The sequence below is a fragment of the Bacillus sp. XT-2 genome, from assembly GCF_025696525.1.
GTDB classification, from domain to species: Bacteria; Bacillota; Bacilli; order Bacillales; family Bacillaceae; genus Bacillus; species Bacillus halotolerans.
The window spans coordinates 22,609-36,461 of the sequence record NZ_JAHVOC010000009.1 but is presented as its reverse complement, the minus strand read 5'-3'; the positions used below and the strand labels follow the sequence as shown (position 1 = coordinate 36,461).

The following is a 13,853-nucleotide window of genomic DNA, read 5'->3' as shown; positions in this document are numbered from 1 at the left end:
GAAACATCTTGATCTGAATAATAGATCCTGATCACCAAAGAAATGGATTTTGAAAAATAAGAAAATGACCGGGCGAAAAATGGTATGATCTAGGTAGAAAGGACGGCTGGTGCTGTGGTGAAAAAGCGATTCCATTTTTCTCTGCAAACAAAAATAATGGGGTTGATTGCGGCGCTGCTGATCTTTGTGATTGGCGTGCTGACAGTCACGTTTGCCGTTCAGCAAACAAAAGAAGGGCGAAAACAGGCAGAACAGCTGGCGGTACAGACGGCGAGAACGATTTCCTATATGCCGCCGGCAAAGGAGCTTATCGTGTCGAAAGGCGGACAAGCTGCTGAGGCGCAGGAGGTCATTGAGCAAATGAAAGAACAGACCGGCGCTTATGCGATTTATGTACTTGATGAAAAGGGAATGGTCCGAACCGCCGCGGAAAATAGCGGAAATAAGCATCTGACGAGAAGCAGAGAAATCCTGTTTGGAGGCTCTCACGTCTCAGAGACAAAAGCGGATGGACAAAGGGTGATTCGTGGCAGCGCACCGATTATCGAGGAACAAAAGGGGCGCAGCCAAGTGATCGGCAGCGTGTCCGTTGATTTTCTGCAGACGAAGACAGAGCAAGGCATTAAGAGACATCTGAGAGACTTAAGCTTCATGGCTGTACTCGTGCTGCTGCTTGGATTTGCCGGTGCCGCCGCGCTTGCCAAAAGTATCAGAAAGGATACGCTTGGCCTTGAACCGCACGAAATTGCCTCTCTCTATCGGGAGCGGAATGCGATGCTGCGGGCGATTAAGGAAGGGATCATCGCCACCAACCGTGAAGGCATTGTGACGATGATGAACGTATCGGCGGCTGAAATGCTAAAGCTACCCGAGCCTGTGATGAACGTGCCTGTTGATGACGTGATGCCGGGAGCAGAACTGATGTCTGTGCTTGAGCAGGAAGAAATGCCGCCGAATCAGGAGGTATGCGTCAACGACCAAGTCTTTATTATCAATACAAAAGTCATGACACAAGGCGGACAGGCGTATGGAATTGTTATCAGCTTCAGAGAAAAAACAGAACTGAAAAAGCTGATTGACACGCTGACAGAGGTGCGAAAATACTCAGAGGACCTGCGCGCCCAGACTCATGAATTTTCTAATAAGCTATACGCGATTTTAGGGCTGCTTGAGCTTGGTGAATATGACGAAGCGATTGAACTGATTAAAGAGGAATACGCCATCCAAAATGAACAGCATGATATTTTATTCCAAAATATTCATTCGCAGCAGGTGCAGGCGATTTTGTTAGGAAAGATGAGCAAAGCGTCGGAAAAAAAGGTGAAGCTGTCGATTGATGACAACAGCACACTTGGGCCTCTTCCTCCTCATGTCGGCTTGTCCCATCTCATTACAATTATCGGCAATTTAATTGATAACGCTTTCGAAGCTGTAGCGGATCAAAGCGTACAGGAGGTTTCATGTTTTATTACAGATATCGGACGGGATATTGTTATCGAAGTATCCGATACGGGACTGGGAGTGCCGCCTGATAAAATGGAGGCGGTGTTTGAAAGGGGCTACTCTTCAAAGGGGATGAAGAGAGGCTACGGACTCGCCAACGTAAAAGAGTCAGTGCGTGAGCTGGGAGGCTGGATCGAGCTGACAAATCAAAAAAGCGGGGGAGCGGTATTTACTGTTTTTATACCGAAGGAGAAACAGACAAAGGGGGAATCCATTTGATTCACATCGTGATTGCGGAGGATGATTTTCGGGTTGCGCAAATTCATGAGAGATTGATTCAACAGCTTGATGGATTCAGCATTATCGGCAAAGCGGGCAATGCAAAAGAGACAATGTTGCTTTTGGAGACACACAAAACTGATTTGCTGCTATTGGATATTTATATGCCGGACGAGCTCGGAACAGCATTGATTCCAGAGATACGGAGACGGTTTCCGGAAGTGGATATTATGATCATCACAGCCGCAACGGAAACCCGCCACTTACAGGAAGCGCTGCGGGCGGGGATCGCAAACTATTTGATAAAGCCTGTATCGGCTGACAAGTTCAAACAGGTGCTGCTGCAGTATAAAGAAAAAAGGCAGGTGCTGCTGTCCCAGCCGGAGGTCAGCCAATCCATGATTGACCATATTTTTGGGGGCAGCTCTAAGGGAGCTGTCACTGCGGAGGATTTGCCGACAGGAATCAATCCGATCACGCTGAAAAAAATTAAAGAGGCGCTGTGTACTGCCGGGAGAGGAATGACAGCGGAAGAACTTGGAGAAGCAATGGGTGCGTCACGAACAACAGCCCGCCGCTATGCCGAGTATCTTGTGTCTAAGGAAGAAGCGCGAGCCGAGCTGGAGTACGGGATTATCGGCAGACCGGAGAGAAAATATTATTTGGCGGCTGAATAGCGATGAAAAAATGTGTGATCCTATTCATTTGTCTATTGGTCTTCATGCAAGGTGACATCCGGAAGGCGGCCGCTCCCCGTCTGCCGGACGGGCCGGTTGAGATCGTTGTGCCTGCCGAGCCTTCCGGGGGCTGGGATGTCACGGCGCAGGCGATTCAATCCGTGCTCAGGCAAAAACAGCTGATGAAAGGCGGGATTCATATTGTGTATAAACCTGGAAGCGGAGGCGATAAAGGCTGGAAATATGTCAACCAAAGCGGCAGGAAGACTATCAGTATGATGTCCAGTTTAATCCTGAGCAATTACCTGCTCGGACAAAGTAAATTAAAAACTGATGATTTTACGCCGCTGGCGATTCTCGCTAAGGAATGGCAGACTGTCGCTCTTCCGAAAGGGTCGGCGCTGAAAAGCGGAAAGGATGTGCTGAAAGAGATCAAGAAGCATCCTGGCAAAGTCAAAATCGGTTTTTCTCCGGGGCTTGGCAATGACGATCAGCTCTCGTTCGTCAGAGCCGCTGATATGTACGGGATTGACCCTTTCGACATTGAGTTTTTACAGTTTGACAGCAGTGAAGAATTGATCCAGGCGCTTATCAGGCATGAGATAGAAGCAGCTTCCATGACTGTTTCAGAAGCCAAGCCGTACGAGCGAAACGGCGAGATTACATTAGCCGCCGTCACGTCAGATAAAAGGCTGCCCGGTTTTCCAAAAGTGCCGACGTGGAAAGAGCAGGGCATTCCGTTTGTCTTCTCTCATTGGAGAGGGGTGCTGGGGCCGAAAAACATGTCTGAGGAAGAGATTTCTTACTGGGACCAAGCATTAAAAAAGGTGACATCCTCGCCCGAATGGAAGCAGAAAATAAACGAGCAGGACTGGGAGAGCTTTTATTTAAACAGCAAGGAAACGAAACGGTTTCTTGAAGAACAATCAGCGTTTTATCAAACCATCATGACAGGCAATTAAGCAAAAAGTATTCTGCCGTAGGCGGAATGCTTTTTTGTGTTTAGAAATGACCAAAAAGAACAAAACGGTTTTAAAAAATTAAAAATACAAAAAAACCAAATTATTTACTTGAGACCGTTTTTCTCATACGATGACAAAAAGGCAAAAGGGGAATAGGGGATAAAATGTAAGCGGATTCATTTAAAGGGGGAATGAATGTGTTAGCAATCTTAGGATTTCTTATGATGCTTGTGTTTATGGTACTGATCATGACAAAACGGCTTTCTGTCCTGACGGCATTGGTTTTGACGCCGATTGTGTTTGCGCTGATAGCTGGTTTCGGGTTCACTGAAGTTGGCGATATGATGATCTCGGGGATTCAGCAGGTGGCGCCGACGGCTGTTATGATTATGTTTGCGATTTTATATTTTGGAATCATGATTGACACTGGGCTTTTTGATCCGATGGTTGCCAAAATATTAAATATGGTCAAAGGCGATCCGTTAAAAATCGTTGTCGGGACAGCGGTTCTTACGATGCTTGTTGCATTGGATGGAGACGGTTCAACAACCTATATGATTACAACAAGCGCGATGCTTCCGCTCTATTTGCTGCTCGGCATCCGGCCGATTATATTGGCGGGAATTGCCGGAGTCGGCATGGGGATTATGAATACGATCCCGTGGGGAGGCGCGACGCCGCGGGCGGCGAGCGCGCTTGGGGTTGATCCGGCTGAGCTGACCGGGCCGATGATCCCTGTGATCGCGAGCGGAATGCTTTGTATGGTCGCAGTTGCGTATGTGCTGGGTAAAGCGGAGCGCAAACGACTCGGCGTGATTGAGCTGAACCAGCCGGCCGATGTCAACGAACCAGCCGCTTCGGTTGAAGATGAGTGGAAGCGGCCGAAGCTTTGGTGGTTCAATTTGTTGTTAACGCTTTCATTGATAGGATTTTTAGTATCAGGCAAAGTCAGTTTAACGGTGCTGTTTGTCATCGCATTCTGTATTGCACTCATTGTGAATTATCCGAACCTCGATCATCAGAGACAGCGTATTTCAGCACATTCAAGCAACGTGCTGGCCATTGGCTCCATGATCTTTGCAGCAGGCGTTTTTACGGGAATTTTAACAGGCACCAAAATGGTTGACGAAATGGCGATTTCGCTTGTGTCGATGATTCCTGAACAAATGGGCGGCTTGATCCCGGCAATTGTAGCATTAACTAGCGGCATTTTCACATTTCTCATGCCGAATGACGCGTATTTTTACGGAGTGCTGCCGATTTTATCAGAAACGGCTGTCGCATACGGTGTTGATACAGTCGAAATTGCCAGAGCCTCAATTATCGGGCAGCCGATTCATATGCTGAGTCCGCTAGTGCCATCAACACATTTGCTTGTCGGGCTTGTCGGTGTCTCAATTGACGATCATCAAAAATTCGCTTTGAAATGGGCGGTTCTCGCCGTGATTGTCATGACGGTTACCGCTTTATTGATCGGTGCCATTTCGATTTCTGCATGATAATTCAGGCGGAATGACATACACTAACGGCATACAACGTACCGGAGGTGTCTTCATGAGTGATCCTTATATGCCGCTGACTTCAGTCAGAAGCGGGACTGGGTTCGAGGCCGCAGAGGGTGTACATGGTCTGACCGTGCAAATTGCGAATGTCTATTTTATTCAGTATCCTTCTGAACCTCATTCATTTATTTTAATAGATGCCGGCATGCCTCAATCAGCCGGCATGATTTTAAACGAAGCAAAACAAAGATTCGGTGATGACTACCACTTGAAGGCCATTATTCTGACACACGGGCACTTTGATCATATCGGGGCCATTGAAGAGATCCTTGAGCATTGGGATGTTCCTGTTTATGTCCATTCGCGGGAAATGCCTTTTGTGACCGGAAAAGAGGATTATCCGCCGGCGAGGCCAGACAGCAAAAGCGGTCTGGTTGCCAAGCTGTCGCCGCTGTTTCCGCGCCATTCGATCGATATTTCCGCTCATGTTCAAGCACTGCCTGAAGACGGCACTGTTCCGTTTTTGGACGAGTGGATCTGGATCGCAACACCGGGCCACACACCGGGCCATATTTCATTATTCCGCGAGGACGGCCGTGTGCTTGTCGCTGGCGATGCGGTGATTACAGTTGAACAGGAAAAAATGGCTGACGTCTTCATTCAAAAACAGGAGCTTCACGGCCCGCCGGCTTATTTCACACCTGACACTGAGATGGCCGCCGAGTCGATTCAAAGACTTGCCGAACGAGAACCGGAAGCGCTGCTGACCGGGCACGGCATCCCAATGACAGGCAGAAACTTTCGCAGTGATTTAATGGAATTGGCCCATCATTTATCATCCCTTTGACACTCGCAAACGCGGGTGTTTTTTTATTTGTTTTTCCAAGAAGATGCAGAAAAATCATTTGTCTTCCCGCTCAAAAACGATACAATGAGAAGCATGAATGCGATTTGGAGGAGAGAGTTTGTTGGAAGATAAAGAAATACTCTGGAACGAAGCGAAAGCGTTTATTGCCAATTGCTATCAGGAACTCGGAAAGGAGGATGAAGCGCAAGACCGTCTCGATGACATTAAAAGTGAGATTGACCGGACTGGAAGCTATGTACATACAAAGGAAGAGCTGGCGCACGGGGCGAAAATGGCTTGGAGAAACAGCAACCGCTGCATCGGCAGACTGTTCTGGAATTCGCTGAATGTCATTGACAGACGTGACGTCACGACAAAAGAAGAAGTACGGGACGCTCTGTTTCATCACATTGAAACCGCCACAAATAACGGGAAAATCAGGCCGACCATTACGATTTTCCCTCCGGAAGAGAAGGGCGAAAAGCAAGTCGAGATCTGGAATCATCAGCTGATCCGGTACGCGGGATATGAGTCCGACGGAGAAAGAATCGGCGATCCTGCTTCCCGTTCTCTCACCGCAGCCTGTGAGCAGCTCGGCTGGCGCGGAGATCGGACTGATTTTGATTTGCTGCCGCTTATTTTCCGCATGAAGGGTGACCAACAGCCGGTCTGGTATGAGCTGCCCCGGTCACTGGTGATAGAAGTTCCGCTGACCCACCCGGAATTCGAAGCGTTTTCTGACCTGAAGCTGCAATGGTACGGCGTGCCGATTATTGCGGATATGAGGCTTGAGATCGGCGGCGTTCATTATAATGCCGCACCGTTTAACGGCTGGTATATGGGAACGGAGATCGGTGCGAGAAATCTGGCTGATGAAAAGCGGTATGATAAGCTCAAAAAAGTGGCATCCGTTATCGGTATTGCCACTGATTACAATGCGGATTTATGGAAGGATCAGGCGCTTGTTGAATTGAATAAAGCTGTCTTGCACTCGTATAAAAAGCACGGCGTCAGCATCGTCGATCATCACACGGCTGCAAGCCAGTTTAAACGGTTTGAAGAACAGGAGGAAGAAGCGGGCAGAAAGCTGACGGGTGACTGGACGTGGCTGATACCGCCGATTTCACCCGCCTCCACACATATTTTTCACCGATCTTATGACAATTCAATCGTCAAGCCGAATTACTTTTATCAGGATAAGCCTTACGAATAGACTATTGAAAACCGGTGATGGCCTTCAAGGCTGCTGGATTCAGTGACAGAGATGCCGGTAACCTTTGAAAAGGGGCTGCCTTTCTTCACGGCCTCAAGAAATGATTGCAAGGCGTTTTCAGGCCCTTCGGCCAAAATCTCGACACGCCCGTCATCACGGTTTTTGACCCAGCCGGTGAGTTTATGCTTATCGGCTTCCGCTTGAACAAAGTAGCGGAAACCGACACCTTGAACCCGGCCGTCAGCAACGATTCGATATTGAAGCATGTAAAAACCACCTTTTCTTTTTATGATAATCAATCATTTTATATCCTGTAAAGGAGATGTGTTCGTATGACATCAGCTCATTATTCCATTCTTTCTCTTAATCTGGGAAAGCCGCAGACGCTTGAATATGACGGAAAGAAAATAGAGACCGGCATTATGAAGCGGCCGGCAGATTCCGCAGTGATGCTGTATCGGGAGAATTTTGAGGAAGACGGACAGGCGGACCTCGTCAATCATGGCGGCCCTGATAAGGCTGTCTGTGTCTATTCCGCGGAGCACTATCCGTTTTGGACGGAGTTTCTCTCAAGACCGCTCCCGGACGCCGCGTTTGGTGAAAATCTTACGGTGCAAGGCCTGACTGAGGAGGACGTTTGCATAGGGGATGTCTTTCAGCTTGATGATGCCGTTGTTCAGGTCAGCCAGCCGCGTCAGCCGTGTATAAAACTGGCCAAAAAGTTTGGTGTAAAGGATATGGTGCTGAAAGTTCAGCAAACCGGATATACGGGATTTTATTTTCGCGTGCTGGAAGAGGGCAGGGTTGCTCCGGGCGCCAAGCTCGACCTGCTGTCCAGAGGCGAAAAAGGCATATCCGTCCAATTCGCAAACCATATCAAATACCATGACACAAAAAATCTCGCCGCCATTGAACGGATATTAAGTGAAGAAGCATTGTCGGAAAGCTGGAGATCTTCCTTTATCAAAAAACGGGACAGGCTGCTTCCGATTCAATAAAAAAGCCGCGCATCTAAACGTGCGCGGCTTCACCATGTCAGGATTGTTTTTTCTTTGTTTCAAGCAGGTTGGCAAGAAAATAGGTTTTATAGCTTTGAAGCTTTCTTCCTTCATATTTCGTGATGCCCTGCTTTTTTAATTCTGCCACATACCAGCCTTTACTGCCGTAATGCATGTCAGAAAACTCCTTTCCCTATCTGATTGACCAAACGATTGGCATTGTAACATCTATCAAAAGATGCTGAAAAGAGATGCGGGAAAAACTGAGTCTTTCGCACTAATGATGCGAACGTTCTTCCTGTATGTATATGCGGAGTAAACGCTGAATATGATTTAATGCCCGGTGAGTTTCAGCACGACAATGCCAAGTGTCATGATGCTGAACACAATACCGATATATGTAAGCATCCCGTTTTTTTTCTTCACGCCGAAAACGGTCATGATGATGCCTTCAATGAAAAAGACGATTCCAAAAATAATAAACCACATGCGGACAAAGGCTCCTTTCAAGACATTAATCCTAGTGTAGCATATCTGGATGGGCCGGGCTGTGACAATATAAAGAAGCCGGGCATATGCCCGGCTTAGGTGTTTTATTGTTTCTCAACCAATTTGACCAACAGCTGTGCCAAATGTTTTTTCTCATCATTATCCGCCACGCTCCAAAGCTCCTGCAGCAGCATTTCTTCACCGTTTTGCGGTTCTTCATGCTTTGCGAGGTAGTCTCCCAGGATCGCAGCGCTTTTGACAAGCTTGCCGTCATCTAATCCTAATTTTTTGCCCCGGTCAACTTGTTTTTTCAGGTAGTCTTTAAATTCTTCAAAGTCTTTTAAAATTTCTTCTTTTGTTGTTCCGTGCATTGCATTCATTTCGTTTTCAATTTGGATTTTTTCTTGATCTCTGTTCATTACAGTGCCTCCTCCTGCAGAATAGTGATGCTTTACCTGTAATAGGAGGAGGCTAAACATACGAAATGTGTTTTTACAGCTTTGTCAGGATAATCGGCTCGTCTTTGGTGATGACGATGGTGTGCTCAACTTGGGCGACCATGCTTTTATCCGGCGTCTTAAAGGTCCAGCCGTCTCCAGCTTCGACGATGGTTTCCGCTTTTGTTGAAATGAATGGTTCAAGTGCGATCACTGTGCCGTTTTTGAAAAGCGCGTTATCAAATGGATCATAATAGTTCATGATGTGGTTCGGCGCTTCGTGAAGGCTTCTGCCGATTCCGTGGCCGGTCAGGGTTTTAATGACGGTAAATCCTTTAGAACGTGCTTCATGATAAACGGCTCTCCCGATCTGATTTTGGCGCTTGCCGGCTTTTGCCTGCTGCAGCCCTTTTTGGAAGGCATCCTCTGCGCATTGGCATAGCTTGTGAAGACGTTCTTCTCCTTCACCGAGGACAAACGAGATGCCTGTATCGGAGTAGAAACCGCCGAATTCAGCAGAGATATCAATGTTCACAAGATCTCCGGCTTTTAAAATAGTGGATGTGCTTGGAATACCATGCGCCACTTCATCATTTACGCTGATGCATGTCACACCAGGAAAGCCGTATTCTTTTTGCGGAGCCGAAACAGCGCCATGCTCGTCAAGCACCGCTTTTCCGATAAGGTCAAGGTCTTTTGTACTCATGCCGGGCTCTGCTTTCCGTTTCATTTCTTCACGCGCCAGCGCTACGATTCGGCCGATTTTTTTCAGGCCTTCTAAGTCTTGATCGTTTGTTACAATCATCTGTCATTCCCGCTTTCTTTTTAAATAATCTAGTTTAAGCTTACCACAATTGGCTCTAGAATAGGAAACACGCGAACCTGGGAAAAAAGAAATATGCCGGGAAAATTGGTATAGATCACTAGATATCTTGTATGGTATATTTTTAAAAAAGGGTAAGAGGGGGATGGGTATGCTTTCATTTTTACAAAAGCTTGGAAAGTCATTTATGCTCCCGATTGCGGTTTTGCCTGCAGTCGGGATTATCCTTGCACTTGGCAGGGAGGATTTATTCGATATCCCGTTTGTTTATCAAGCGGGAACTGCTGTTTTTGATCACCTGCCGCTTATATTTGCGATTGGGATTGCCATCGGCATTTCAAAGGACAGCAATGGGGCCGCGGGTTTATCAGGGGCGATTTCGTATCTGATGCTCGACGCGGCAACAAAATCGATTAATGAAGCAAACAACATGGCGGTATTTGGGGGAATTATTGCCGGTTTAATTGCGGGTTACACCTATAACCGCTTTAAGGATACAAAACTGCCGGAATATCTCGGGTTCTTCAGCGGCAGACGGCTTGTGCCGATTGTCACCGCTATTTTCACAATCATTTTAGCAGGAATATTCGGTTCGATATGGCCGCCGATTCAATCGGGAATTAACGCGTTTGGGGAGTGGATGCTTGGGCTTGGAGGAATCGGCGCGGGCATATTCGGCTTATTCAACAGGCTGTTAATTCCGCTCGGTCTTCACCACGTGCTCAATAATATTTTCTGGTTCCAATTCGGCGAATATAACGGAGTGACAGGTGATTTGGCGCGCTTTTTCGCTAAAGACCCGACAGCGGGCACATACATGACGGGATTCTTCCCGATTATGATGTTCGGCCTTCCGGCGGCATGTCTGGCAATGATTGTGACTGCCAAGCCGTCAAAACGAAAAGCAACGGCCGGAATGATGATCGGTTTTGCGTTGACTGCGTTTATCACAGGGATTACGGAGCCAATTGAGTTTGCATTTATGTTTTTATCTCCGCTGTTATACGCAGTGCATGCAGTCTTAACCGGACTGTCGTTATTCATCGTTAATTTGCTCGGCATACGCTCTGGATTTTCTTTTTCAGCCGGTGCGATCGATTATCTTTTGAGCTACGGAATTGCAGAAAAGCCGCTGCTGCTGCTTCTGGTAGGTATATGCTATGCGGCTGTATACTTTGTCGTGTTTTACGTCTTAATTAAGACGTTGAATTTGAAAACGCCGGGACGTGAGGATGATGACTTGGATGAAGTGCTGGACGAGAACACAGCACAGTCTGTCAATGAAAACATCATGCTGAAGGGGCTTGGCGGAAAAGAAAACCTTCAGACGATTGATCACTGTGCGACAAGGCTGAGATTGACAGTGAAAGATACGTCTTTAGTAAATGAAGCGTTATTAAAGAAAGCAGGCGCAAAAGGAGTCGTCAAATCGGGCGGGCAATCAGTACAAGTCATTATTGGCCCGAATGTAGAGTTTGCGGCAGAGGAATTGCGTGCTGCAGTGAAATAAAAAAAGCAGAGAGGCCAGCCTCTCTGCTTTTTTCTTATTTATCTTCGTCTTCTGTTGACGTCTCTGAATCCTCGCCGTGTTTTGTGTAATCATAATCGGAAGGGTTCACCTTTGTAAAACCTTTCGGGTTGTAGAAACGCAGCAGGTCTCCGTTTATGATTTTATCGGACATTTCGAGTTCCTTCTTGACGAGTGAGTCTTCTGACTTGTCGATCTCAGATTCATCAAGCTGTTTCCCGGTTTTTGTGTCATAGTACTTGCCGGATATTTTCGTGTACTTCGGTGATATAAAGTCTCCGTTGCGGAACGGAATTACTTCACGGTGTTCTTTAGATAAAATATCAGAACCGGACATCAAGTAGTCTTTCGTATCCACTCCGAGCAAATGCAGAAGGGTTGGAGCCACATCGACGTCTCCGGCATATTTATGAACTTTTTCGCCCTTCACGCCGGCAGCGTGGATAAAGAGCGGCACCCGCTGAAGCTGAGCGTTGTCATAATCGGTAATTTCGTCTTTGCCAAGCACTTTCGCCATCGCGTTATTGTGGTTTTCAGAGATGCCGTAGTGGTCTCCGTACATCACGATAACCGATTTATCATATAACCCGTCTTTTTTCAGGTCATTGAAAAATTGTTCAATGGACTGATCAAGGTAATGGGCTGACTGGAAGTAGTTGTTGACGACAGAGTCGCCAAAGTCTCCAGCCGGGAAGTCAGTATCCCCCTCATCCATTCCGAATGGGAAGTGGTTAGACAGGGTAATGAACTTCGTATAGAACGGCTGCGGCAAGCTTTCTAACAGCGGCATTGATTCTTTAAAGAACGGTTTATCTTTCATGCCGTAGTTTTTCGTGTTTTCTTCGTTCATATCATAGTAAGCAGAGTCGAAGAACTTATCAATGCCTTCCGCTTTGTACATTTCGTTTCGGTTCCAGAACGTCTGCGTATTCCCGTGGAACGTAGCAGATGTGTAATCTTTAGACTTCAAAATCGCCGGAACGGATTGAAGCGTGTTTTGCGCTTTGTTCACGAAAACGGAACCCTGAGCCAGCGGGTACAGAGAGTTTTCCATCATAAATTCTGCATCCGATGTTTTACCTTGTCCTGTTTGGTGGAAAAAGTTATCAAAGTAGAACGTTTCGTTATCGTGCGCCAGTTTATTTAAGAACGGTGTCACTTCTTTGCCATCAATTTTATAGTCGATGATAAAGGACTGTAAAGATTCAAGTGAAACGTAAATGACGTTTTTTCCTTCCGCTTTGCCGAAATACACATTGTTCGGCACATCGTAATTGGCTTTCATGTAGTTCTCAACTTCCGTTACGTCGCTTGAATCGGCAAGTGCGCGCTGGCTGTTGGATTTGACATTCTGCACAGCGTCATAAATCGTGAAATTGTATGTTCCTAAATATTTGACAAGATAGTTTCGGTCAAATGATCTCGTCAGCAATTCAGGACGGTCTGACTCCGCAACTGCCAGGTTGATTAAGAAAACGAGAATCGAAGACGCAAGAACGATTCGGAATGATTTTTTGTTAGACGTATCGGCAGGCTTGTTCACTTTAATCGCTAAGATAATCAGAATGATCGTATCGATAAAGTAAAAGGCGTCAGTCGGTCTCATCAGCGAAAATGCGCTGTCACCGAGTTGGCCGCCGTTTGTTTTAGCCTGCATAATGACCGGAATCGTAATAAAATCATTGAAGAATCGGTAATACACAATGTTTGCGTACAGTAAAAAAGACATTAAAAAATGAATCACTATGATGGCTGTCTGCTGTAATTTTTTCTTGAACAAAAGTCCAAATCCAAGAAAGAATAAGCTTGAGCTGAGCGGATTCACAAAAAGCAATATTTTCTGGATCGTGTTGTCTATTCCTAAATTGAAGTTCAGGACATAACCGACATACGTCTTTACCCATAACAGGACGACCGCAATTAAGAAGAAGGCCAGTCCTCTTTCTTTTATAAATGTTTTCATTGTTACACTCCTTTTTTCCGATCACAGTTCGAGCGAAACGATAGAAAAAACGAACGTATCCAATATAACACGAATCAGCGGATTAGAAAAGTGAAAATCGTCCGATGGAAAAAGTGGCGAAAAACGCCGTCGAATCAACGTTTTCTTAGGAATTTGCCAGATGTAAAAGCAGGTTTCTTACTGTAAATAAAGGAATAATATGGTTTGTGACAGCTGTATGATAAAATATGTTCATTAATGAAAAGAGGTGGGACGATGGATTATTCTCATATTGTGTCTGAAGATAAGATTAAACGCGCCATCAAAGACGGAGAATTTGACAACCTGCCGGGAATGGGAAAACCGCTGCCAAAGGATGATGCGGCCCACTTGCCGGAATCCCTGCGGATGGGCTACCGAATGTTAAAAAATGCAGGGATGGCTGAGGATGAGGGTGCACTGAAAAAAGAGCTTATGACCCTTAACCATTTAATCTCCAAGTGCTATGACGAAAAGGAACGTGAGCAATTAGTAAGAAAAAAATCAGAAAAGCAGCTGATGCTCGATAAGCTTGCCGACAAAAAAGGCATGTTTTCCAAACCAGCGTCATCGTTTTATAAGAATCAAGTATATGAGCGGCTGGGGCGAAACAGACCTTCTTCCACTTAGTTTTCCTTGTCAAGCGATGTTTTTTAGCCGTCCAGCTTCCTTTC

Annotated in this window: 14 protein-coding genes and 1 pseudogene; 9 read left to right on the top strand and 6 right to left on the bottom strand. The window is 46.3% G+C overall.

The window, feature by feature from the left end:
• The first annotated feature begins 114 nt into the window (after positions 1-114).
• The 6 genes and pseudogenes from KXD37_RS19895 to nosA all read left to right on the top strand — a co-directional run bounded on the left by KXD37_RS19895 (position 115) and on the right by nosA (position 6,923).
• Positions 115-1,747: pseudogene (locus tag KXD37_RS19895) on the top strand (ATP-binding protein).
• Positions 1,719-2,399 carry a response regulator gene (locus KXD37_RS19890; RefSeq protein ID WP_106021448.1) on the top strand — a complete coding sequence of 227 codons (681 nt, stop codon included), beginning with the start codon at positions 1,719-1,721 and terminating at the stop codon, positions 2,397-2,399. The pseudogene KXD37_RS19895 and the gene KXD37_RS19890 overlap by 29 nt, the downstream one beginning before the upstream one ends.
• 2 nt (positions 2,400-2,401) lie before the next feature.
• A complete protein-coding gene (locus tag KXD37_RS19885) occupies positions 2,402-3,361 on the top strand; it encodes a tripartite tricarboxylate transporter substrate binding protein (protein ID WP_059353399.1) in 960 nt (319 codons plus the stop codon).
• A gap of 197 nt (positions 3,362-3,558) precedes the next feature.
• A complete protein-coding gene (gene citM / locus KXD37_RS19880; RefSeq protein ID WP_255004983.1) occupies positions 3,559-4,860 on the top strand; it encodes a citrate transporter CitM in 1,302 nt (433 codons plus the stop codon).
• 55 nt (positions 4,861-4,915) lie between these two features.
• Positions 4,916-5,710: an MBL fold metallo-hydrolase gene (locus tag KXD37_RS19875; protein ID WP_255004982.1), complete on the top strand. Its 795-nt coding sequence runs from the start codon at positions 4,916-4,918 to the stop codon at positions 5,708-5,710.
• 121 nt (positions 5,711-5,831) lie between these two features.
• The gene (nosA, locus tag KXD37_RS19870) at positions 5,832-6,923 is read left to right on the top strand and encodes a nitric oxide synthase (protein WP_024120566.1); all 1,092 of its coding nucleotides are present in this window, start codon (positions 5,832-5,834) and stop codon (positions 6,921-6,923) included.
• Here nosA and KXD37_RS19865 read toward each other — a convergent pair.
• Positions 6,914-7,189: an acylphosphatase gene (locus KXD37_RS19865; RefSeq protein ID WP_010333374.1), complete on the bottom strand. Its 276-nt coding sequence runs from the start codon at positions 7,187-7,189 to the stop codon at positions 6,914-6,916. The genes nosA and KXD37_RS19865 overlap by 10 nt on opposite strands.
• Positions 7,190-7,255: 66 nt before the next feature.
• Here KXD37_RS19865 and KXD37_RS19860 point away from each other — a divergent pair, with 66 nt between their 5' ends.
• Positions 7,256-7,921, top strand: a complete 666-nt coding sequence (locus tag KXD37_RS19860; protein WP_263463702.1) for an MOSC domain-containing protein — start codon at positions 7,256-7,258, stop codon at positions 7,919-7,921.
• 37 nt (positions 7,922-7,958) lie between these two features.
• Here KXD37_RS19860 and KXD37_RS19855 read toward each other — a convergent pair whose 3' ends face one another.
• The 4 genes from KXD37_RS19855 to map form a co-directional block, all read right to left on the bottom strand.
• Complete coding sequence (locus tag KXD37_RS19855; RefSeq protein WP_010333376.1) at positions 7,959-8,096, bottom strand: YflJ family protein; 138 nt, start codon at positions 8,094-8,096, stop codon at positions 7,959-7,961.
• Positions 8,097-8,254: 158 nt separating this feature from the next.
• The gene (locus tag KXD37_RS19850) at positions 8,255-8,410 is read right to left on the bottom strand and encodes a hypothetical protein (protein WP_010333377.1); all 156 of its coding nucleotides are present in this window, start codon (positions 8,408-8,410) and stop codon (positions 8,255-8,257) included.
• Between the two features lie 104 nt (positions 8,411-8,514).
• The gene (locus KXD37_RS19845; RefSeq protein WP_106021444.1) at positions 8,515-8,829 is read right to left on the bottom strand and encodes a DUF3243 domain-containing protein; all 315 of its coding nucleotides are present in this window, start codon (positions 8,827-8,829) and stop codon (positions 8,515-8,517) included.
• 73 nt (positions 8,830-8,902) lie between these two features.
• On the bottom strand, positions 8,903-9,652 hold the full coding sequence (gene map / locus KXD37_RS19840) for a type I methionyl aminopeptidase (protein WP_263463701.1): 750 nt from the start codon (positions 9,650-9,652) through the stop codon (positions 8,903-8,905).
• A 169-nt stretch (positions 9,653-9,821) separates the two neighbouring features.
• On the opposite strand from map, the gene nagE reads away from it, so the two are divergent.
• Positions 9,822-11,180 (top strand): N-acetylglucosamine-specific PTS transporter subunit IIBC, encoded by a 1,359-nt coding sequence (gene nagE / locus KXD37_RS19835; RefSeq protein WP_024120573.1) that lies wholly within the window; start codon positions 9,822-9,824, stop codon positions 11,178-11,180.
• Positions 11,181-11,214: 34 nt separating this feature from the next.
• Here nagE and ltaS read toward each other — a convergent pair whose 3' ends face one another.
• A complete protein-coding gene (gene ltaS, locus KXD37_RS19830) occupies positions 11,215-13,161 on the bottom strand; it encodes a lipoteichoic acid synthase (RefSeq protein WP_024120574.1) in 1,947 nt (648 codons plus the stop codon).
• A gap of 255 nt (positions 13,162-13,416) precedes the next feature.
• Between ltaS and KXD37_RS19825 the strand changes: the two genes are divergently transcribed.
• Positions 13,417-13,809 carry a DUF1992 domain-containing protein gene (locus tag KXD37_RS19825; protein ID WP_059291655.1) on the top strand — a complete coding sequence of 131 codons (393 nt, stop codon included), beginning with the start codon at positions 13,417-13,419 and terminating at the stop codon, positions 13,807-13,809.
• Positions 13,810-13,853 lie beyond the last annotated feature (44 nt).